Raw genomic sequence first — 23,269 nt, 5'->3', positions numbered from 1 at the left:
ACTTCTATTCTTGAACCTGAACAACAATTTCTTCAGTTTCATTTTCTTGCACTACTATTTCTTGAGACTCTTTTTCAGAGTTAAACACAAATGCTTTTATACCTGGATAGATCGCGTTTTCACCTAACTCTTCTTCTATTCTAAGTAATTGATTATATTTAGCTATACGATCAGACCTAGAAAGAGAGCCAGTTTTTATTTGTCCAGAACAAGTAGCTACTGCTAAATCAGCTATAATTGTATCAGAAGTCTCGCCTGAACGATGTGAAATCACACAAGTGTAACCTGCTTGACCAGCCATAGCCATAGCCTCAAACGTTTCTGTTAAAGATCCTATTTGATTTAATTTAATCAAAATAGAATTAGCTACACCTTTTTCAATACCTTTAGATAATATACTAGGATTTGTTACAAATAAATCATCACCAACTAATTGTACTTTTGAGCCTAGTTTTTCTGTTAATAATTTCCAGCCATCCCAGTCTTCTTCTGCAAGACCATCTTCGATAGAAATTATAGGATATTTTTCAACCCACGCGGCATAGTAATCAACCATTTCTTGGCTTGTTAGAGATTTATTTTCTGACTTAAGCTCATATTTACCATCTTTATAAAACTCACTACTTGCTGGATCTAAAGCAATAAATACATGTTTACCTGCTTCATACCCTGCTTTTTTAATTGCTTTTAATATTGCTTCTATAGCAGCTTCATTTGATGGAAGATTTGGAGCGTAGCCACCCTCATCACCAACTCCTGCTATACTATAACCATCTTCAATTAAAACTTTCTTTAAAGTATGAAAAACTTCTGTACCACATCTTAGTGCTTCTGAGAAGCTATCAAAACCAGCTGGAACTATCATAAATTCTTGCATATCAACATTGTTGTCTGCATGTGCTCCACCATTGATAACATTCATCATCGGTACAGGCATAAGATATTCTTGGACATCCATTAAATAACGATAGAAAGGTTTTCTTAAGTGTGATGCTGCTGCTCTAGCTGTAGCCAAAGATACACCTAAAATAGCATTTGCACCTAAGTTTTTTTTGTTTTCTGTACCATCTAGCTCTAGCATAGTTTTATCAACTAGTCTTTGATCTAAAGCATCTAGTCCTTTTACAGCTTGAGCAATTTTGGTGTTTACATTTTCAACTGCTTTATAGACACTTTTACCTAAATAGATGTCTTTATTACCATCTCTCAGCTCTAATGCTTCTTTGATCCCTGTAGATGCTCCAGAAGGTACTGCAGCTCTACCAAAAGCACCACTTTCTAAAACTATATCTACCTCAACAGTAGGATTTCCACGTGAATCCAATATTTGTCTAGCAACAACTTGCTTAATTAATGATGACATAATAATTCTCCTTTAGATAAATTAAGTCTTTTATAATTTTGAAAAATCTATTGTGTAATTATAAGCTAGCTGTAGGAGCTTTGCAATCAATATACTATTATGTAATTACTCTATAAGCTTATCTGAAACAACTTCTTGAGCCTCACTAAACCCTACACTTTCAGGCGATATTGGAGTAAATTGTACTGTACCTGTAGCAGACTTCCTTGCTGATAATCTATAAAACGTATATAAACATAACAATATACTAAATAAAGTTGTTATGATAAAGAAACCAAAAGGTCCTACTAGATCCATAAAGTTAGAAATTATTATAGGTCCAACAACAGAACCAAACCCATATGCAATAGTTATTACACCAATAGCTCCTAGAATCTCATGTTCATCTAAGAAATCACTAGCATGAGATATTGATAAAGGATACACTACAAAAGCACACCCACCGAATAAAAAGACCACAATAAAAAACAATAAATGAGATTTGTAAAAAAAACAAATACAAACAGAGGTTATTATGAGTCCTAATGCCACTAGTAATATTACCTTTCTGCGATCAATCAAATCAGATAATTTACCTATAGGAACCTGTAGTAACATTCCTCCTAAAATAGTTGTCATCATTAAAATAGAAAGCATATTATGTGTAACATCAACCCTGACTAAAAATATAGGTAATAAAGTATATATTGAACCTAGTATAGCTCCACCTACAACACTAGCTGCCATTGCAAGTGGAACTTTCTTTATAATTTTCATAGGAGAGCAAACTTCTTCTGAATTAGGTACTGGTGCAACTGTATTTGTAAATGCCATAAGTACAATAGCTATACTACACAAAGATGATATAAAACAATAGGCTAGCAAATTCTCGTTAAAATTAAAGTTTATCATTAGTTGTGAAAGAGCTTGAGTACCATAGTATACAAGTAGATATATAGAAAATACCAACCCTCTATTTTTTTTATCAGAAGATAAAATACACCAACTTTCTATAATTAAAAATAAAGCTGCCAAAGCATATCCACAAGTGAACCTAAAAAATATCCAAACAAAGATACCCTTAAAAACACCCAATATTAGTGTACTTATAGCCATTAAGGAAGCAAATAGCACGAAAGCCCTAATATAGCCTACTCTTGTAATCGTAAACTGTGAAAAATAAGAACCTGTTGTCATGCCAAAAAAGTACGCGGCTGATATAATTCCTATTATAAAATTAGATCTTCCAAGACTATTAAGCTCTATAGAAGAAAATGTCGTAAAAAATCCATTACCAAAAGATAGCACACACATTGCTATAATTGGTGTCAGAATTAGAAAAAGTGTTTGCCTAACAGTCATTCAAATAAAATTTTTTCTTTGGTTCTTAATTACAAATTATATAGAATGGTAGTTTACAAGTTAAGTTAATTATGCTGATAATTTTTTTTAGATACTACCGCATTAAATTTGTATCTAACATAATTAGCTTAAACATGCTTTTGCTTATAAGTTAAGTATATATTTTAAACAACTATTACTACTAAGCTAATTTAAGGAACTTCAAACCTTAACTTATGCCAGTTTATGTAACCATATATTGAATTAACTAGATATATTAACCACATTGCAAAAAAAGCTATTCCGTTGCCAGTGCCATAAAAATACTGTTGCAACCATATGATAGTTGAGAGAATATTTATAATTATCCATAATACCCACTGCTCAATATAGGCTTTTACCATCAATATAATAGCTAAAACAGATAAAACTCCAGTTAAAGAATCTGCAACTAAACCAACCTCCTGATTAAAATATCCCTTTAACACAAAAACTCCATACAATGCAGACAAAACAATAATACTAAATATTAAGAGTATTCGCTGTTTAGTATTAAGAATATTGGTTACAATACTGTTATTTTGGCTAATATTTTCTGGCTTTGTCCAGTTATACAAACCATAAAACTGTATAGGAAAAAAGAAACATATAAACAACAAAAACTGACCATATACGCCTTGAGCATAACAAACGTAAGCATAAGTTAAGTTATTTATAAATGCAAAAAAATAATTAAGTATTTTACCTTTTGCTACTAAAAATATATTTACCATTCCTGTGACTGTAGCAATAGTAGTTAAAACAACGTACTGTTCTGTAGTAAAAATACTAATCAAGCCTAGCAATACTACTGATAATATAAGCCATCCTAGCTCAAAAACACTCCAACCTTTAAAAATCTCTGATAATTTAATAGGTTTAATATTTATTAAATAACCTCCAACTTGAACAAAGAATTTCTGGAAAACATTTATTATCATTTTATTTCCTTAGTTTGCATTTTATTCATCTTTAACCAACTAGTATAGCCATAGAATGCGTTAATTAAAGTTAAGGTTCTAGTTATAACAACTGGAATCAAAGCCAATGTAATTTCTTTACCTATTAAACCATCTAACCAAATTACGATTGTTAAAATATCTATAATAATCCATAATGCCCACTGCTCAGCATAAGATCTTACCATTAGTAAGAAGGCTATTACTGAAACTACTCCAACTAAAGAATCTGCTAATAAACCTATATTTTGTCCAAAGAATTTGTATAGAATAAAGTAACCATATAAAAATGCGCATGTAACAATTAGTGCCAAAATTAATAAAAATTGTTTCAGAGTTAATCTTTTAGATATTATCGTTGAACTAGTGTACATATTTTTGGGATTCGACCAGATATACCAACCATAGAACTGCATTGGAGTAAAAAATAATATAAATAATAAAAATTGCCCATAAACCTGGTTTTGTAAAGAAATAATAGCATATAAAAAACAACTAACTACACCTACAAAGTAATTTAAAAGCTTACCTTTTGCTACTAGTATTAGATTAATTATACCAAGCAATGAATATATAAAGATAATTGACTCTGCTTGAGTTAAAATACTTGTCATAGCTGTTAACAATATACAAATAAACAACCAAACTATTTCTTTTTTACTCCAACCATCAAAGGCATCTTCTTTTTTAAAATCTCTAAAACCAGCAAAATAGGTATACGTTTGAATATAAAAATTTCTTACAATTTTACTTAGCATTTTAAATCTCATTTAGCCATAGAATAAATAACTATGAAATTGTATATTTAATCAAAATCATTTACTACTAATCATAGCAACATAAATGCCAGCTTTTTAATATCTCACTATTGATGTTGAGATTAGCACTATCTACAATAGGAGGCTTTTATCAAATAAGCCTACACTTCTAATAATATTCGACCAATGGATATCCAACTACTACAAACATGTTCAGATCTTTCTTCCTACTACACTAAAAAGCTTTTTCAAAAACTGCTATCGATTCAACATGCATAGTATGAGGGAACATATCCATCACTCCAGCATGTACTAGTTTATATCCTTTTTGATTAACTAAAATCCCAGCATCCCTAGCTAAAGTCGCTGTATCGCATGATACATACACTATCTTTTGGACACCGAATTTCTCTATATTTTGACAAACTTCTAAGGCTCCAGCTCGTGGCGGATCCAACAACATTTTATTATATTCAAAGCTATTGAACCACTCTTTATCTTCAAAACTCTCAAATAGGTTAGCAACATAAAATTTTACATTAGAAATGTTATTGTTATTTGCTGTATGTGTAGCTCGCTGAACCATAGCGTGCTCCCCTTCTACACCTATAACAGCCTTAGCGTATTGTGATAATGGGAGTGTAAAGTTGCCTAAACCACAAAATAAATCTATGATAGAATCATCTTTTGATATATCTAAAAGAGTTATAACTCTTTTGATCATTTTTCTGTTTATATCACTATTTACTTGAGTAAAATCATTCGGTTCAAAGTTTATTTTTACATCGTCAGCTGGTTGGTAACAAAGTTGGGTTGGCGTTTGAGATTTTTCGGGATATAACCTAAATATAGTATCAGGTCCTTTTGATTGAAGGTAAACCCAATAGTTATTTTCACCACCAAATTCCTTTAATTTTTCAACATCTTCAGGTGTAAAAGGCTCTAAGTGTCTAAAGATAATTGCTGTTCTATAATCATCTATAGCTACCTCTAGTTGAGCTATTTGCTGATAAATAGATAAACTTTCAATAAAACTCGCTATATATGCTATTTTCTCTCCTATTACAGGGTTTAGAACTATACATTTATCAATTTCTGCTAAAAACTTGCCATTACGCTCTCTAAAACCAACTAAAACTTTATTTTTTTTATTTACATAACGAACACCTAACCTAGCCTTATTTCGATAGCCCTCTGTATTGTCTGTTTGCAAAGGTGGTAAAATGTTTTCAGGAATTACACCTTGTCCAATATATTTCAGCTGGTTAAGTAGCGTATTTTGTTTATGCTCAATTTGGGCTAAAGATGACATATGCTGCAGATTACAACCACCACAATTTTCAAAATACTCACATTTAGGAGCGATTCTATCTGGTGATCGTTTAACAAACTCGATCACTCGAGCTTCATCAAATTTAGCTTTTGAAAACGTATATTCAAATTTGACTATTTCAGTAGGTAAAGTAAAAGGTATAAAAGTGGTTTTACCATCAACTTTTGCTATACCTCTACCATCATGACTCAATGCTATAATTTCCGCTTCAAAGATTCCATCTTTGAGATTATTTTTTCTAGATCTTCCCATTTAGATTTTAATTTAAAAAATTAATTAGAGCAATTTTATGTAATAAATTTATCAAATACAATTAAAGTTATGATTTTAAAACATTTTGGACTTAAAACTTAGATTTTTAAATTTGTCGTGGTGGGTGCTGAGGGGTTCGAACCCCCGACCCTCGCCTTGTAAGGGCGATGCTCTCCCAGCTGAGCTAAGCACCCGACAAAAACATATTGTATATGGACTTTGCAAATATGTCAATATTTTTAACTCATTTGTTTAGCCAACAATTTCATTTTTCAGAATTTCTTCTGGAGTAATTCTCGACTCCGCGACCTCTCTTAAAGCTAACACTGTTGCTTTCTCTTTCTTTTCATTTCCTGATTCAGAGTAGCCACTTCTTAGAATACTATTTGCACGCATAGAAGCTAATACTACTAAATCAAATCTCGTTTCTACTTTATCTAAACAATCTTCTACTGTTACTCTAGCCATACTTTACACTCCTTTAATTTAGAATATTTATTTCAATAACTGTTTTACCTTATTGTAAACGATATCTATTACGGTTTTATTTTGAGCCCCATCTGGGATAATTATATCAGCTTTTCTTTTGGAGGGTTCTATAAACTTAATATGCATAGGTCTAACCGTATCTAAATACTGATTAATAACACTACCTACTGTTCTACCTCTCTCATTTTGATCTCTTAACAAGCGTCTTATAAAACATAAATCTGATGGCGTATCCATGTATACCTTAAAATCCATCATATTAAGTATCTCAGGGTCATTAAATAGCATAATGCCTTCTAATATTATAACATTGACTCCACTTGTTACTTTCTCAGACATAGAACTAACCCGTGAATGAGTATTATAGTCATAATAAGGAACGTAAATATCTTCGCCCTTTATCAATTTTACAAGATCTTTCTTTAAAAGTGCATGATCAAAAGCATCTGGATGATCATAATTAACTTGTGCTGCTTTTTCTTGACCAAGAATTGTACCCCAATCCTTATAATATCTATCCTCAGCAATAACCGCAACTTTATCAAGATGGTGAGCTTCTAACATCTCAACCACAGTATTCGCAAAAAGAGTTTTACCAGAGCCAGAGCCTCCTACAATTCCCATTATAAAAACTTTATTTGACACAGGATTCCTCTTATAGCTCTATCTTAGGTTGAGATTTTGCTAAAAAATCAAATTCTTTTAGTAGCTTTAAGAACTCTTTTATTTTGTACATTGGGAAAGAATTTGGACCATCACTTTTTGCTTGATCTGGATTAGGATGTGCTTCCATAAACAAACCGTCAATACCGACTGCAACTGCAGCTTTTGAAAGTACTGGTACAAACTCCCTTTGGCCACCTGAAACACTACCCTGTCCACCTGGTAATTGCACAGAATGTGTTGCATCAAAAACCACGGGACAATTTGTAGCTTTCATAATTTCTAATGAACGCATATCAGAAACTAAATTATTGTAACCAAAGCTAACGCCTCTTTCACAAACCATTATATTTTCATTACCAGTTGATTTTGCTTTAGCTACCACATGTTGCATATCCCAAGGCGCTAAAAACTGTCCTTTTTTAATATTTACTGGCTTATTTTGCTTACACACATCTAGTATAAAATTTGTCTGACGACATAAAAAAGCTGGGGTTTGTAAAACATCAACAACTTCTGCAACTTCCGCAAAAGGAGTATCCTCATGCACATCTGTCACCACTGGAACATTATAGGTTTTTTTTACTTTAGAAAGAATTTCTAGACCTTTATCAACTCCTAAACCTCTAAAGCTATCGATAGATGAACGATTAGCTTTATCAAAGGATGACTTATAGACAAAATTTATATCTAACTCTTTTGTTACCTCTGTAAGATATCCGGCTGTATCCATAGCCATCTGCTCGGATTCTATTACACACGGTCCAGACATTAAAAAAAATGGCTTACCATTTCCAACTTCAAAATCAGCAATCTTCATAAAAATTCCAAATTAAGATTTATAAACATTATGAGCATGTGTAGTATTACACCGAAAAAGATGACCCACAACCACACGTAGTTTTCGCATTCGGGTTTCTAATAACAAAGTACGCTCCCTCAATATCATCCTTATAGTCTACATCAGCACCGACTAGATACTGAAAACTCATCGAATCAACTAAAAGCCTAACTCCATTTTTAGTAATAACAATATCGTCTTCTTTTATCTCATTATCAAAAGCAAAAGCATACTGAAAACCTGAGCATCCACCGCCTGTTATATAAACTCTCAAACTAAGAGAATCATCTTTCTCTTCTTCTATAAGTTCTTTAACCTTTAATGAAGCTGCATCTGTAAAATTAATAGGATCAACACTTTGAACTTCTGTACTCATAAAACTACCTTGCTACTAGAGAAAGTTTAACTCTACCATTTCTATCTATATTTTGCGCTATAACTTCAAGACCTTGACCTTCAATTATAGAGTTTGATTTAATACCAGTTTGTTCAATATCTTGGAAAGATAAATAACCATCTTTATCACCCATTAGGTTAACAAACACTCCAGATTCTAAGATTTTAACAACTTTACCTTTATAAACTTGTCCTTCTTCAACCTCTGCTACAATAGCTTCTATTTCTTTAACTGCCATGTCAAGAGAACTTTTATTTTTTGCAAAAACTTTAACTTCACCAGTATCATTTGTATCAATTTGAGCACCCGTTCTTTCTATTATTGCTTTTATAGTAGAGCCTCCACGACCAACGATATCTTTTATTTTGCTAGGATTAACATTCAATATATGAATTTGAGGAGCCCCAGATGAAACATCTTCTTTATGTTCTCTTATAACCTCATTCATTATACCTAAAATATGTAATCTACCAACTCTTGCTTGCTCTAAAGCTTGTTCTAAAATTTCTCTTGAAATACCTTTTATTTTAATGTCCATCTGTAAAGCTGTGACACCATACCTAGTACCAGCAACTTTAAAATCCATATCACCCAAATGGTCCTCATCTCCTAAAATATCAGATAAAACTGCATATCTTGAACCATCTTTAATAAGTCCCATAGCAATACCAGCTACAGGCTCAGCTATAGGAACACCAGCATCCATCATTGAAAGCGATGAACCGCATACTGTTGCCATAGAACTTGAACCATTTGACTCTAATATTTCAGATACAATCCTTACAACATATGGATAAACTTCCTCATTAGGAAATACTGCATTAGTAGCACGCTTAGCAAGATTAGCGTGACCAATTTCACGACGTTTTGGTGCCATCCCAACCATACCACATTCACCAACACAATACGGTGGGAAATTATAATGAAGCATATATCTGGCTTTCTCAACACCATCTAAACTTTCAACTAATTGCGCATCCCTATCGCTGCCTAGTGTTGTAACTACAAGAGCTTGAGTTTCCCCACGAGTAAACAAAGCAGAACCATGAACACCTGGTAAAATGCCCGTTTTTACGTTTATTGGACGGATTGTTTCCGTACATCTGCCATCAATTCTTGGCTTACCTTCAAGGATATTTGATCTTACTAGATCTTTTTCTATAGAATGAAACGCTTCTATAATTTCTTTTTCAGTATATTCATTGCTATCAATATCATTAGAAAATACATGTTCTAATACATTTTTTCTAATTTCTGCTAATTTAATATTTCTATCTTGCTTAGAAGCTACTGTATAAGCATTTTTAATTTCGCCAAAAAAATTAGATTGAATCTGTTGCTTAAGAACTTGATTGATTTCATAAACCCTATATTCCATACGTGGTTTAGAAGCTACTTTTACTAGCTTATTAATAGACGAAATTATAGTTCTAAGATGTTTATGTCCATATAGAACTGCTCCCAACATTACACTTTCTGGCAAGCTTTTTGCTTCAGATTCAACCATTAAAATAGCATCATCTGTACCAGAAACCACCAAATCTAAAGCTGATTCTTTTAAATCTTCTTTATTAGGGTTTAGAATGTATTTACCATTAACATAACCTACTCTAATACCAGCTACAACATCATCATAAGGTGCCCCAGATATAGCCAAAGAAGCTGATGCTCCAATCAAAGCTAATATATCCGGTGAAAAACTACCATCATAAGAGATAACTGTAGCTACTATTTGGATCTCATTAAAAAAGCCATCTGGAAATGATGGTCTAATAGATCTATCAATAAGTCTAGAAATAAGAATCTGCTCCTCAGAAGGTCTAGCTTCTCTTCTTGTAAACCCTCCAGGAATTTTTCCAGCTGCATACGACTTTTCTAAATAGTGTACAGAAAGAGGGAAAAAGTCTGCTCCATCTGCTACAGTTTTTTTGACTGCTGTAGTTACTAGTACAACGTTATTGCCACAACTAACTACTACAGAACCATCTGCCTGACGAGCCATGCCACCAGTTTCTAAGGTGATCTTTTTATTCCCTAATTCAAAGACTTCTCTATATATTTTCACAGTTTAACCTTATGTTTTTGATATTTCTTTAATATGTGATGAAGAAATTTTAGATGAATTACCGATTATTATCTACGTAGGTTTAGTTTATCAATTAGGCTACGGTATCTTTCTACATCTTTATCATGAAGATAGTCTAATAATTTACGACGTTGACTAACTAATCTTAAAAGACCTCTTCTTGAATGATTATCTTTTTTATGCTTTGCAAAATGATTTTGAAGATCATTAATTCTAGCTGTTAAAAGCGCTACTTGAACCTCTGGCGAACCTGTGTCACCTTCTGATCTTTGATTTTCTTTTACTATATTTTGCTTATCTTGAGTTGTTAACATAACTTATTTTCTCCGTTTGTTTCTAAATTAACATCAAATAAACCGCACAAAGGAACAGTTTACCAATGGATAATTATATACTATTGGACAATAAAAACAAAGGACTACTTAACGATCTTGTCAGGCTTAATGCCCAAGATCTGTAAGCTACTTAATGCTACCTTAGCAAATAATGGAGCCGCTACCGCTCCACCTCCATAGTTATCACCTTTTGGGTTATCTATAGTAACTGCTATAGCTATTTGAGGATCACTTGCTGGAGCTATACCAATAAAACTTGCCAAATAATTTGCTCCATATGTTCCTCCAGAAAGTTTACGTGCCGTACCAGTTTTTCCTGCAATATGATAAAGAGGAATTTCTGCCTTTGAGCCAGTGCCTCCTAAATCCTCTACTACAGATTGCATCATACTGACCATTTGTTGGGAAACCTTCTCTGAAACTATAGGACGGGTATCTATGCTATCTTTAGACATTCTTTTAAGAATAGTAGGTTTTATATACTCTCCATTATTTGCTATCGTTGAGGTTGCTACTACAAGCTGTAAATCTGTAGCGTTCATACCATAACCAAAAGATAAGGTTGCCAACTGAAAATCTCCCCACTTATCCTTAATTGGCACAAAACCATCTCGCTCACCAGGAAGCTCTATACCTGTTTTACTTCCAAACCCAAAATCTCTCAAAGAGGGTTCTAATATAGCAGGCTCTTCCAACTCCAGGATAAGCTTGGATATACCAACGTTACTTGATTTCATTAAAATATGTCTTAAGTTAATATCGCCATAATCCCTAGAATCTCTTACTGTATTTTTACCTATCCGATAATACCCAGGACTTGTATTCACTACAGGCTCATCAGGTGTAACATTATCACCATAAGTAAGCGCTGTTGCTGCAGCAAATGCTTTCATAACCGAGCCAAGCTCGTAAACGTCTGTTACTGCTCTATTTCTACGGCTATCAGGATAAGCATCTGCCATTGTGTTAGGATTATAAGAAGGATAATTAGCCATCGCCAATATTTCACCTGTATGTATGTCCTCTATAATAACTGAACCGGCATCAGAGTTTGTTTGGATTATTCCTTCTTTGAGGTATTTATAAGCTACATATTGTAATCTCGAATCGATGCTCAACTGCAAATTATTACCGTTTTTGGGTTCAATAAATTTATCTTCAACCTTCGAAGCAACCCCACCTTTTAAATCTTTCTTATATTCAAAATAACCATTTTTACCTGTAAGAAATTTATTAAACTGAAGTTCTAAACCTTCTTGACCTTTACCATCAACATTTGTAAAACCTATTATATGCGCTGCTACTTCTGCTAATGGATAATAACGCTTAAATTCACGTATTACGTGGATACCTGTAATATCTAAACTTTTAATCTGTTGTGAAAGATATGGTTGAATTTTTCTTTTTATATAAACAAATCCACTTCGACCTTCTCTAACCTTAACCTGACTTCTTACCTTATCTTGCTCTTTTTGCGATAACCCTAAAATATCCATTACCTTATGTAAACTTGAGTCTGACGATTTTATATAGTAAGGGTCTACCCAAATAGTATCAACTGGAGTACTTATCGCTAGAGGATCACCATTTCTATCTAAAATAATCCCTCGATAAGCCTTAATATCGATACTTCTATCACTACGGTTATCACCCTCTTGCTTTAATTTTTGGTGTTGTGCTGTTTCCATATATACAAGCTTAAAAAACAAAACTAAAAAACTACTTATCAAAAGAAGTATAATAACAAGATGCCTTATCTTAGGACGATAGTTATTCATCTACACCCTCATTTAAAAATTTGATATCGTTTTTTGTTGGTAAAGACATTTGTTCTTTTTGAGCAAAATTCTCCACTGCTGTTGGTGTAGCTAAAGAACTATATTCTAAAACTATTTGACTCCATTGTTCATCTAGTCTAGTCTTCTCTACAATCAACTCTTTTTGTTCATTAACCTGCAACTTGTATTCAAAGCGTATAACTATAAGACTAAAAGCTGTAACAAGTAAAATAAACAAAAGTACAAATGATATAATAACAGTTTTTTTAAAAAAACTGTTTCTAAGTGATTCAAAGAGTTTTATTCTGATTTGTCGGTTTGTTAACATCATAACTTTTCTACCACCCTCAAAATAGCACTTCTTGAGCGTACATTTTCATCTAATTCATCTTCAGTTGCTTTTGCCTTTTTAACGACCCACTTAAATTTTTTTACGCTCTCATCTTGTGGAAGCATACGGCTAATTCTATTGCTTTCTACTTTAGGATTTATCAGGTTAGTAAACTTTTGTTTTACTATTCTATCTTCTAATGAGTGAAAAGATATAGCTGCTATCCTACCACCAACTTCTAAAATGTCTAACACATTATCTAATAAGGTTTCTAAGTCTTTAAGCTCATTATTAACGTAGATACGTAACGCCTGAAAGCATCTAGTAGCTGGATTTTTTTTTTCTCTTTGACCAATAGTTTTTCTTATTACCTCAGCCAACTCAGATGTAGTGTTAATAGAGCCATTTAGGCTTATATATTCTTTGATCCTTAATGCAATTTTCTTAGCAAACCTCTCTTCACCATATACTTTAAAAATATATGCTAATTCTTCTACTGTTAAAGTTTCTAATGCATCTTTAGCTGTTTGCCCTTGAGTAGCATCCATACGCATATCTAAAGGGCCATTATGCATAAAGCTAAACCCTCTATTAGCATTATCTAGCTGCGGGGAGGATACTCCCAAATCTATAATAACGCCATCTATCTTTCCAAGGAAACCTTGCTTATAACAGTAATCGTAAATATTTGTAAAACTAGAGTGGATTATTTTAAAGTTATCATATTTATGAAAGTTATTTTTAGCATACTCTATAGCTTCTAAATCTTTGTCAAAAGCAATCAAACTTCCTGTAGTTAATTTATCTAAAATAGCCTTAGAATGGCCACCTCTACCGAAAGTAGCATCTATATAAATTCCTTCAGGCTTAATATTTAAAGCTTCTATAGATTCCTGCAATAATACCGAAAAATGCATCCTAGACCTTAAGTAGCTCATTAGTGAGTTTTTTTGCTTTAGAAAAGTCAGTTTTTCCCGAACCAAGCTTTGGTACTGATATTACTTTAAAGTAATTTGACGGTTTATATAGATTCTCTATATTTGAGTATCTTACTACTATATCTTTGAGCTGATTAGGCTCTAGTTCTTCTAAAGTATAAAGTAAGTTAATAATCTCACCACGTTTAGAGTCAGCTGTAGCTACAGCTAAAACCTCAAAATCTATCTCATGAGAATCATAACCTTTTTCACGTAAGGCATCATAAACTTGCTGTTCTAGCAATCCCAAACTAATCATCTCACCTGCCACCTTAGCAAATCGTGAATATCTATCAACAACCGTTAGATATCCCTCACCATCAATCTTACCTTTATCACCAGTTATATACCAAGTATATCCATATTTATCTATCATAACCTCTCTAGTTTTAGCAAAATCATTAAGGTAATAATCCATCTTATTAACACCTCGATAAATAATCATGCCTTCTGTACCTAAAGGTAGCTCTTCATGTGATTCTGGGTGGATAATTTTGAATTGCCCTCCTGGAACTGTTAGGCCGACTGTACCAATTTTATTTGGAGCTTTTGTTGGTCTATTTACTGCAGCAACTGGCGATAGCTCTGTGGTACCATATCCTTCATTAATAACTTTACCAAATTTATCTTCAAACATGGAGCGAACTTCTCTAGAAAGCTTTTCAGCACCCGTTATTATAAGTCTTAGGGTAGCAAAATCTTCTTTTCTAACAGACTTACTTTTAGTGTAAATCCTCAAAAATGTTGGAGTTGCACACAAAACTGTTGCTTTATTTTTTTTAATCAAATTTGCAACTCCTTTAGCATCTGTAGGATCAGGATGACAAGAAATATATCCACCTTGAAAAAAAGAAACTAAAGAAATAGTCAAACCAAAAGCGTGGAATATAGGTAATATACCTGCAACTGAGTCACTCTCTTTGCACTCAATAACTAAAGTGCTTTGGTAAACATTTGCTAACAAGTTTTTATGTTTAATAGCTATTCCTTTGGGGATACCCTCACTCCCACTACTAAAGATAATAAATGCCAAATCATCAAGCTTTGTTGGTTTAATATACTTTTTAACAAGTAAATTTGGAGAAAATATTTTAGTTGACAAAAATGTTTTTATAGATTCAAATTTTGATACCTGATCTTTTATATCTTCTAAATATAAAATCTTACACATAGAAAAAACCTCTTCAACGAAAAATCCCTTGTGTTTAAGCTTTTCAACAAATGCTCTAGAGGTTATTATCGTTTTGATTCCGGCATTTATTATGGCATGTCTTAAAGATTCTTCCGAAGCTGTATAATTAAGATTAACGATTGTTTTTGCACTCATAAGCAAAGACAAAATCGCCAAATAGCCGCCTGCGCTAGTGGGTAAACAAATACCAACATTTTGCTCTTTAGGAATGAGTTTTTGAAGTTGTTTAACCATAATTATAGATGCAGTTGCAAATTTATAGCCATTTAAACAAACTCCTGTAGTATCACTTATAACTTTATTAGTTTTAGCATTTAACATTTGCCTAAACCATATTTCCGCTGGTGGTTTAAGTAAACATAAATATTTTTCCCAAGTTTTTATTGATAGATCCTCAAACTCTTCTATCAATGTTTTTAAACTTTTTAACTCCGTAATATCAAAAAAAACCTGCCTATCTAGATTTTTACGTTGTGAATAATGAGGCATTTCTGGACCACAGATAGATAATATAAATCTATTTTTATTTTGATCAATTTGAGATATAAAATTATTATTTACAAAAAGTAGACTATTACGGTCCCAAAAACTAATATGCTCAATGTAATTTATATTATTTTTTCTAAGCAGGTTTTCAAGACCTTTTGCTCTATCATCAAAAGTATTTAATACCGTTATATGCATCTGTGGTAAATAAGTTTTCAGTGCTAGCACTGAAATTATTGATGTGTCATTAGCAATAACAATTGAAGTTTCATTGAGTTTTTTAAAGTCTATATCCTGGTTACAGCTGTAGATATATTTCTGGTTTAACCTTTTGTGTATAGAGGATTTTAGCTGACTTAAATGCATATTTCTCCTGTGTTACTTACAACTAACTACGGCTAATATGTTATCATATAGTAGCTCTAATTTTATAACTAATGTTGATTTTATGCCAGAGTTACCTGAGGTAGAAACTGTAAAAAGAGGTTTATTAAATAGCATAGTTAACAAAGCTATTAGAAGTATACAAATAAATATTGAAAAGTTGAGGTACCCTGTTGATAAAAAAGCGTTGTATGGATTAAAAAATAAACTAATAAAAGATGTACAAAGGAGAGGAAAACATCTGATAATCTTTCTAGAGGAAGATTTACAACTAATTATTCACCTAGGTATGTCTGGTGTAATTAAAATAAAAAATTCTTTAACCTACGAACACACTAAACATGACCATATTATTTTAAGCTTAAGTGACCAATTAAGCCTAATTTATAACGACCCACGTAGATTTGGCTATTGGTTAATCAATAATACTCCTCTCCCACTAGAACATAAAGTTTTAGCAACTCATGGAGTAGAGCCTCTAACTATAGATTTTAACGGCGAATATTTATCGACTAAACTAAATAAAACCTCAAGAAAAATAAAGCAAACTATAATGGATAATAATATTGTTGTTGGTGTGGGTAATATTTACGCCTCGGAAGCTCTTTTTGACAGTCGTATACTTCCAACTAGAAAATCTAATACTATCACAATAAAAGAAGCCGATAGACTAGTGATTTCTATAAAAAAGATCCTCCAAAAATCTATAAATGAAGGTGGAACAACACTTAAAGATTATAAGAATACTGAAGGTAAACCTGGATACTTTACCCAGCAACTGAATGTGTATGGTAGAGCTAAAGAGCCTTGTCATATTTGCAAAACAGAAATACAAAGCCTAGTCATAGGACAGAGAAATACTTTTTTTTGTAAGAAGTGTCAGAAGTAATAATTTATACATCTAAATTAACAACATTCAAAGCATTTGACTCAATAAATTCTCTACGAGGCTCCACCTCATCTCCCATTAAAGTAGTAAATAATGTATCAGCTTCAACAGCATCTGCTATAGATACTTGCAACAATACTCTATTTTCAGGATCCATAGTAGTTTCCCAAAGCTGCTCTGGGTTCATCTCACCAAGACCTTTGTAACGTTGAACATCATGACCCTTTCTAGCTTCTCTTAATAGCCAAGCTATAGCCGATTCAAAATCATCTATATATTCTTTGCGTCCACCTCTTTCAACATATGCGCCTTTAAATGATATATCCGATAGAACCTCACCATAACTAATTAAATCCTCGTAATCTTTAGTTGCAAAGAAGTTATTTTTAACAATATAGTCCGTATCGTAACCATTTATATAATGATTAACACCGTATGAAATTCTTTGCTCACCTTCTGCATCAATATACTTGGATTCTATTAACCTAAACCTTTCGTAAGATAATGCTTTTTGACTACATCTATCAACAATAGCATTCCACCATATTGAAATATCTTGATCACTATATTTAGGATTATATGATATTACTCTAAGTAATTTTTCAGGGTAAATCTTAGCGTATTTTTTTATCACTTTTTCAGACTTTTGGTACAACTCATAATAATTAGCTAAGACTTGTCCAGAAATAGCGTTGCCACCATCAAGATATATTACAGCATCTTCAAGACCTATATTACCAAGATACTCAGATAAAGCATCTTCATCTTTTAAGTAAGTTTCTTGTTTACCACGTTTTACTTTATATAAAGGTGGTTGAGCAATATATAGATAACCTCTTCGAATAAGCTCTGGCATTTGTCTATAAAAAAACGTTAAAAGCAATGTTCTAATATGGGAACCATCAACATCAGCGTCTGTCATAAGTATGATTTTATGGTACCTCGTTTTATCTGGATTATAATCATCTACACCAATACCACACCCTAAAGCCTTAATAAGAGTACCCACCTCTTGCGAGCCAAGCATCTTATCAAATCGTGCTTTTTCAACGTTTAAAATTTTACCCTTTAGAGGCAGTATTGCTTGAGTCTTACGATCACGTGCTTGTTTTGCTGAGCCTCCTGCTGAATCGCCCTCAACAAGATATAATTCAGACAATGATGGATCTTTTTCTTGACAATCAGCTAGCTTACCTGGTAGTCCAGCTATATCTAGAGCACCTTTACGGCGCGTCATATCACGTGCTTTTCTAGCAGCTTCACGTGCTTTTGCAGAATCTAATATTTTTTCACAAATTAACTTAGCTTCTTTTGGATTCTCTAATAAGAACTCTTGAAGCTTTTCATTTACTAGTGACTCTACCACTGACTTGACATCTGAAGAAACTAGTTTTTCTTTTGTTTGAGACGAAAATTTTGGATCAGGAACCTTAACTGATAATACTGCTGCCAATCCTTCTCTTGTATCTTCACCACTTAGGTTTACTTTAAGCTTTTTATTTAGTCCTTCTGCTTCAATATAATTATTCATAGTCCTAGTAACAGCTGCTTTTAAGCCAGATAAGTGAGTACCACCATCACGTTGAGGAATGTTATTAGTAAAGCAAAATATAGATTCAGTGTATGAATCGTTCCACTGTAAAGCTAGCTCAACTTGTATTTCATCCTTAACACCATTAACAACAATCACATCTTCATGAATAGGCTTTTTGCTTTTATTTAAATACTGTACAAATGCCTTAATACCACCATCATACTTAAATATTTGCGATCTATCAGCGATTTTGTCTATAAGCTCAATCTTAACTCCAGAATTAAGAAAAGATAATTCTCTAATTCTTTTCATTAACACATCATAGTCAAAATCAACAAAGGAGAAAGTTTCTTTGCTTGGTTTAAAAGTTATTGTAGTACCAGTTTTTGTAGCTGGACCAACTTCCTTTAATGGAAATTGTGGCACACCATGCACATATTCTTGAAAATATTCCATTCCATTTCTATAAATAGTTAGTTTTAACTTTTCTGATAAAGCGTTTACTACAGAAACGCCCACACCATGTAACCCACCAGATACTTTATAAGAATTATCATCAAACTTACCACCAGCATGTAACACTGTTAAGATAACTTCAGCAGCTGAACGACCTTCTTCTTTATGGATATCTGTAGGTATACCTCTACCATTATCAGATACTGATACAGAACCATCAGTGTTTATAATCACCTTAATGTCATCGCAGTGCCCCGCCAATGCTTCATCAATAGCATTATCAACAACTTCAAAAACCATATGATGTAAACCACTACCATCATCTGTATCACCTATATACATTCCAGGTCTTTTTCTTACAGCATCTAAACCCTTAAGTACCTTAATACTTGATGAATCATAAGCTTTGTTTTCTGACATTAATAAGCTCCAAAAAATTTTTCAGTATTCTAAATATGACTAGTTAAGAATTATAACACAAATAAATATTTATATTAATCGATTATAACTGTTGTTATTTTTATAACTAACCCAAACGGGTTTTCATTTTAAAAAAAGGTGCTAATATAGATAAGTAAATTTGCATATTTATAAAAAAGTGACTATTTTGAGCAACAAAATTAGAAACATCCTAATTATAGCAATTATCTTTTTTACTATATTGGTAAGCTTTTTATTAGGTAGGTTAACTAGTCCTGTAGCAATAAAATCAGTTCATGAAAGTGAATTAAAAATTCTAGAAGAAGGTAAAGTTTCTCAGACTCCTGAGAATAGCATAAACTGTCGCCCAGGTATAAACACTAAGATAGACAATTACGTAATTGGTTACGGTAGCCTTATGAACAAAGACTCAAGAGAACTAACTATACCAAATTCTGAATATGCTCTACCTATATTAGTAAATGGCTTTGAAAGGATTTGGGCTTCTCGTGGTGAGAAATCCAGAGCAACATTCCTATTAGCTATACCAAATAAAGGCTATACAATGAATGCCATTTATTACAAAGCTTCTGCTAATGATATATTAGCTACAGACCTACGTGAAGCTTCATATTGTAGAGTTAAAATTCCACGCAAAGATATTTTACCACTAGGTGTTAAAAGCTTACCCAAGGGTAACTTTTGGATGTATGTTAAAGACTTTAAAGATGCTGAATTCCCTAATAAAGATTTTCCTATATTACAAACTTACGCTGACGTATTTATGACAGGATGCTTACAAACACAAGCTGCTTATCATCTTAGTGAATTTGGACAACTATGCTTTGATACTACTTATAATTGGGATTTAGCAAATTGGCTATATGACAGACCAAACCCTCAATATGATCGATACTCTCCAGATACAGAAAAATACCGAGCAAAAATAGACCAAATTATCAAACGAATCGATTATAATGATGACTTAAGAAAAAAACGTCAATTACAATAAACCTTGATGATAACCTCTAATAGAAAAATTTGCATAGCTCCAATGCTTGATTGGACAGATAGGCATTATAGATATATGATGCGTCTTATCACTAAAAAAACTATGCTTTATACTGAAATGATAACCTTAAATGCTATTTTACATGGTGACAAAAATTTCTTGCTAAAATACAATGAGATAGAGCATCCAGTAACTCTCCAACTTGGTGGATGCATACCTAAAGACTTCATAAAGTGTGGTAAATTAGCTCAAGATTTGGGTTATGATGAAATAAATATAAATGTTGGCTGCCCAAGCGAAAGAGTTAAAAAAGGTAACTTTGGATTATCATTAATGGCTGAGCCTGAGCTTGTAGCAGACTGCGTTAAAGCTATGAAAGATAATTTAGATATCCCAATATCTGTTAAGTGCCGTACTGGGTATGATCACAATGATAGCTACCAAGAGCTACATAATTTTGTAACTAAGCAAACAGATGCCGGAGTTGACTATATATGCATTCATGCTCGTAAAGGTTGGCTAAGTGGATTATCACCCAAAGATAACCGAACTATTCCTGAACTTAATTATGGTACTGTATATCGTATAAAAAAGGATTTCCCAATGCTTGAAATAGGTATAAATGGTGGAATACAAACTATCGTAGAAATTAAAGATCATTTAAAAAATGTGGATAGTGTTATGATCGGACGAGAAGCTTATCACAACCCAATGCTTTTCAAAGACTTTGATAGTACTTTCTATGATACCTATGAAAACCCCACACAAACCACACCTTTAGAAATTGCATACCAAATGGCTACATACATAGAAGAACAAATGAGAAAGGATCCTCTTGTCAAGCTTAATAATATTTCTAAACATACCTTAAACTTATTCAATGGTCTACCAAATGCTAAAGTATTTAGGCGTTATTTAAGTGAAAACGCCACAAAAAAAGGCTCTAACGTCGACACTTTTTTGAAAGCTTTAAAAATTTTTTCTAACTTAAACTAACACCAAACTGTGAAGCTAACTGCTTAACATCCTCAGGTTTTAGATCATTTAGAGACTTACCATTAATTGTTGTTTTATTAAGCAGATCCTTTGTTTTTTTATCTAAACCTGCTTTTTTAGCCAAGTTTTCAGCTGTTTTCTTGACTACCTCTGTGCTTAATAAACTAGTTAAAGATGATGTGTCTGCAGCAAAGTTAACTTTGTCTAAATTACCAGATATTACAGCATCTAAACTTAAATTTGGTATTGTTTGTTTATTTTGCTTCAAACTCACAGTGACTTTAGTAAAATTCAGCTTTAAAGGAACATCAAAACTAATATTTCCAACATCCTTAAACTGCCACTTACCACTACCTGTAATGTCTAAGTTATCAGCGTCAATTTCAACACCCTGAATACTCAAACCTTTAGCAAATTCTCCAGTTAGGTTTTTCAAATCAAAACTTACTATATTATCAACACCTACTTGGTTTGATATAACTACGCTTGCTGTCATTTTGTCATTATTTGATGATTTTACATTAATCTCTGTCGGTTTTGCTAATAAAATTGGGGTTGTTGATAAATTAGAAACCTTAATATCATAAAATACACCTTCGTTTTCATATCCCTTAATAATCATATTTTGAATAGTAAAATCTGGTGTCTTGTCATGTAGATGCCTAGCTTTAACACCAGCATAGCCATATGCTTTAGCCTGTTGATTGATTTCAGCTAATGTTATTTTAGTAATGCTATCTTGCGATTGCATATTAGACCTAAAATATGAAAAAAACTCTACTACCTGCTTAATTCCTTTTGCAACATTTTTTGCTGATTTGGCTTTTTTTGTAATTTCTTGGACATCAATTTGTTGCATACTAGTGCTAACTTTTTTTACACTTTTTACAATCTCTTGTGAGTTTTTTTCAGGATGAATTATATTCTGAGATTTAATACTATCGTATAGTGAACCTTTTTTATCTCTAGTTTTATCAAGACTGACATCTATAACTTCCACATTTTTAAGAGAGATCTGTTTTGTTAGCAATTTAGATACATCTAAACTTGCGCTTATAGACGCTGCATAGAACCTATCTTTATTTAAATTAGCTGGGTCAGCTGCTCCTAAACCGTTAATCTGAAGGTTTGCACCAGCAATATTTAAACTTATAGAATCATAATCAACTGTAGCCCCATTTGCTTTAGTTAACTGCTGTTTTATTATGTTTGAAACTAAAGCTGTCTCTAAAACTTGTGGAGCAAAAACTATACCAGTAATAAATAGTACTACCAGGACAGTTCCCCAAACCCTTATAGGTTGTCTAAATTTTCTAGCTTGAATTTTTTGCCAATCAACTTTAGCAATATTTTTACCAAAAACTATTTTAGAGGCTATTTTGACACTTAATTTACTAGTAATCTTTTGATACATTTGGCTTTGAAATTGCATGTTTGCCATTTTAGTAACTATTTTTTTATAAACTTTAGCAATAACCAATCCAAATGCGATACCCAATAATAAAGAGACAAAAAAAGCACCTGTAACCAAATAATAATCAAAACCTAAATATGCTAAAACAGGGGTATTGATAATAGTTTTAAATACAGGCTGTGTGAAGCCATCTAATAGCCATACACCTACAGTAAAACTTATACTCTCTAAAATGTATGATAATATCTTTGCAAGAATTGCAGTAATAACAAACAATCCTATATTTACACGTAATACCAATACTAAAAATATTATTAGTAAAAATAAAAATGGTGCATAACTAAAACCTGGTATAAACCCAAACACAAAACCAAATACTAACACCAACAGAAGTTGTACTGGTGTGGATGGACTAAATATAACTTTTACAAACATATCATATAGTTTATTCACGCAACTCTCCTTGATTTATGGATAATTTCTCTACATATAATTCAAATACACTATACTGAATGTGGTAGGGAAATTCCACCAATTTAAACTAACATTTTGAAATATAGAACTA

Annotated in this window: 20 protein-coding genes and 1 tRNA gene; 3 read left to right on the top strand and 18 right to left on the bottom strand. The window is 32.5% G+C overall.

The window, feature by feature from the left end; translation table 11 throughout:
* Positions 1 to 4: 4 nt before the first annotated feature.
* From eno to migR, 16 genes are all read right to left on the bottom strand, one after another.
* Entirely contained in the window at positions 5 to 1,363 is a 1,359-nt protein-coding gene (gene eno, locus SD28_RS03510) for a phosphopyruvate hydratase (protein ID WP_039124143.1), read from the bottom strand.
* A gap of 105 nt (positions 1,364 to 1,468) precedes the next feature.
* Positions 1,469 to 2,704 (bottom strand): MFS transporter, encoded by a 1,236-nt coding sequence (locus SD28_RS03505; RefSeq protein WP_039124142.1) that lies wholly within the window; start codon positions 2,702 to 2,704, stop codon positions 1,469 to 1,471.
* Between the two features lie 191 nt (positions 2,705 to 2,895).
* A complete protein-coding gene (gene pnuC / locus SD28_RS03500; RefSeq protein ID WP_039124140.1) occupies positions 2,896 to 3,663 on the bottom strand; it encodes a nicotinamide riboside transporter PnuC in 768 nt (255 codons plus the stop codon).
* Positions 3,660 to 4,439 (bottom strand): nicotinamide riboside transporter PnuC, encoded by a 780-nt coding sequence (gene pnuC, locus SD28_RS03495; protein ID WP_069774105.1) that lies wholly within the window; start codon positions 4,437 to 4,439, stop codon positions 3,660 to 3,662. Before pnuC (SD28_RS03495) ends, pnuC (SD28_RS03500) begins: the two co-directional genes overlap by 4 nt.
* A gap of 235 nt (positions 4,440 to 4,674) precedes the next feature.
* Positions 4,675 to 6,024 (bottom strand): 23S rRNA (uracil(1939)-C(5))-methyltransferase RlmD, encoded by a 1,350-nt coding sequence (gene rlmD / locus SD28_RS03490; RefSeq protein WP_039124138.1) that lies wholly within the window; start codon positions 6,022 to 6,024, stop codon positions 4,675 to 4,677.
* Between the two features lie 118 nt (positions 6,025 to 6,142).
* Positions 6,143 to 6,218, bottom strand: a tRNA-Val gene (locus tag SD28_RS03485).
* A gap of 58 nt (positions 6,219 to 6,276) precedes the next feature.
* Complete coding sequence (gene rpoZ / locus SD28_RS03480; protein ID WP_039124135.1) at positions 6,277 to 6,492, bottom strand: DNA-directed RNA polymerase subunit omega; 216 nt, start codon at positions 6,490 to 6,492, stop codon at positions 6,277 to 6,279.
* 27 nt (positions 6,493 to 6,519) lie between these two features.
* The gene (gene udk / locus SD28_RS03475; RefSeq protein ID WP_234385020.1) at positions 6,520 to 7,137 is read right to left on the bottom strand and encodes a uridine kinase; all 618 of its coding nucleotides are present in this window, start codon (positions 7,135 to 7,137) and stop codon (positions 6,520 to 6,522) included.
* 31 nt (positions 7,138 to 7,168) lie between these two features.
* A complete protein-coding gene (gene kdsA / locus SD28_RS03470) occupies positions 7,169 to 7,996 on the bottom strand; it encodes a 3-deoxy-8-phosphooctulonate synthase (protein WP_039124130.1) in 828 nt (275 codons plus the stop codon).
* Positions 7,997 to 8,042: 46 nt separating this feature from the next.
* The gene (erpA, locus tag SD28_RS03465) at positions 8,043 to 8,393 is read right to left on the bottom strand and encodes an iron-sulfur cluster insertion protein ErpA (RefSeq protein ID WP_039124128.1); all 351 of its coding nucleotides are present in this window, start codon (positions 8,391 to 8,393) and stop codon (positions 8,043 to 8,045) included.
* A gap of 4 nt (positions 8,394 to 8,397) precedes the next feature.
* Entirely contained in the window at positions 8,398 to 10,479 is a 2,082-nt protein-coding gene (gene pnp / locus SD28_RS03460) for a polyribonucleotide nucleotidyltransferase (RefSeq protein WP_039124126.1), read from the bottom strand.
* Between the two features lie 68 nt (positions 10,480 to 10,547).
* Positions 10,548 to 10,814 (bottom strand): 30S ribosomal protein S15, encoded by a 267-nt coding sequence (rpsO, locus tag SD28_RS03455; RefSeq protein ID WP_039124123.1) that lies wholly within the window; start codon positions 10,812 to 10,814, stop codon positions 10,548 to 10,550.
* Positions 10,815 to 10,918: 104 nt separating this feature from the next.
* A complete protein-coding gene (locus tag SD28_RS03450; protein WP_039124121.1) occupies positions 10,919 to 12,613 on the bottom strand; it encodes a peptidoglycan D,D-transpeptidase FtsI family protein in 1,695 nt (564 codons plus the stop codon).
* Entirely contained in the window at positions 12,606 to 12,944 is a 339-nt protein-coding gene (gene ftsL, locus SD28_RS03445; RefSeq protein WP_039124119.1) for a cell division protein FtsL, read from the bottom strand. The genes SD28_RS03450 and ftsL overlap by 8 nt, the downstream gene beginning before the upstream one ends.
* Positions 12,941 to 13,861, bottom strand: a complete 921-nt coding sequence (gene rsmH, locus SD28_RS03440; RefSeq protein WP_039124117.1) for a 16S rRNA (cytosine(1402)-N(4))-methyltransferase RsmH — start codon at positions 13,859 to 13,861, stop codon at positions 12,941 to 12,943. Before rsmH ends, ftsL begins: the two co-directional genes overlap by 4 nt.
* A 1-nt stretch (position 13,862) precedes the next feature.
* On the bottom strand, positions 13,863 to 15,965 hold the full coding sequence (migR, locus tag SD28_RS03435; protein ID WP_039124114.1) for an iglABCD operon regulator MigR: 2,103 nt from the start codon (positions 15,963 to 15,965) through the stop codon (positions 13,863 to 13,865).
* Between the two features lie 82 nt (positions 15,966 to 16,047).
* On the opposite strand from migR, the gene mutM reads away from it, so the two are divergent.
* A complete protein-coding gene (mutM, locus tag SD28_RS03430; protein WP_179943832.1) occupies positions 16,048 to 16,872 on the top strand; it encodes a bifunctional DNA-formamidopyrimidine glycosylase/DNA-(apurinic or apyrimidinic site) lyase in 825 nt (274 codons plus the stop codon).
* Positions 16,873 to 16,876: 4 nt separating this feature from the next.
* Here the strand turns inward: mutM and gyrB are convergent, their stop codons facing one another.
* Positions 16,877 to 19,282 carry a DNA topoisomerase (ATP-hydrolyzing) subunit B gene (gene gyrB, locus SD28_RS03425; protein WP_039124109.1) on the bottom strand — a complete coding sequence of 802 codons (2,406 nt, stop codon included), beginning with the start codon at positions 19,280 to 19,282 and terminating at the stop codon, positions 16,877 to 16,879.
* Positions 19,283 to 19,469: 187 nt separating this feature from the next.
* Here gyrB and chaC point away from each other — a divergent pair, with 187 nt between their 5' ends.
* Positions 19,470 to 20,294: a gamma-glutamylcyclotransferase ChaC gene (gene chaC / locus SD28_RS03420; RefSeq protein ID WP_039124107.1), complete on the top strand. Its 825-nt coding sequence runs from the start codon at positions 19,470 to 19,472 to the stop codon at positions 20,292 to 20,294.
* 6 nt (positions 20,295 to 20,300) lie between these two features.
* Complete coding sequence (gene dusA / locus SD28_RS03415; protein ID WP_039124105.1) at positions 20,301 to 21,290, top strand: tRNA dihydrouridine(20/20a) synthase DusA; 990 nt, start codon at positions 20,301 to 20,303, stop codon at positions 21,288 to 21,290.
* On the opposite strand, the gene SD28_RS03410 is transcribed toward dusA, so the two are convergent.
* The gene (locus SD28_RS03410) at positions 21,277 to 23,139 is read right to left on the bottom strand and encodes a TIGR03546 family protein (protein WP_039125763.1); all 1,863 of its coding nucleotides are present in this window, start codon (positions 23,137 to 23,139) and stop codon (positions 21,277 to 21,279) included. The genes dusA and SD28_RS03410 overlap by 14 nt on opposite strands.
* Between the last annotated feature and the right edge of the window lie 130 nt (positions 23,140 to 23,269).

It is taken from the genome of Allofrancisella guangzhouensis (assembly GCF_000815225.1).
GTDB classification, from domain to species: domain Bacteria; phylum Pseudomonadota; class Gammaproteobacteria; order Francisellales; family Francisellaceae; genus Francisella; species Francisella guangzhouensis.
The sequence above is the reverse complement of the archived record's forward strand: the minus strand, read 5'-3'. Positions and strand labels throughout refer to the sequence as shown.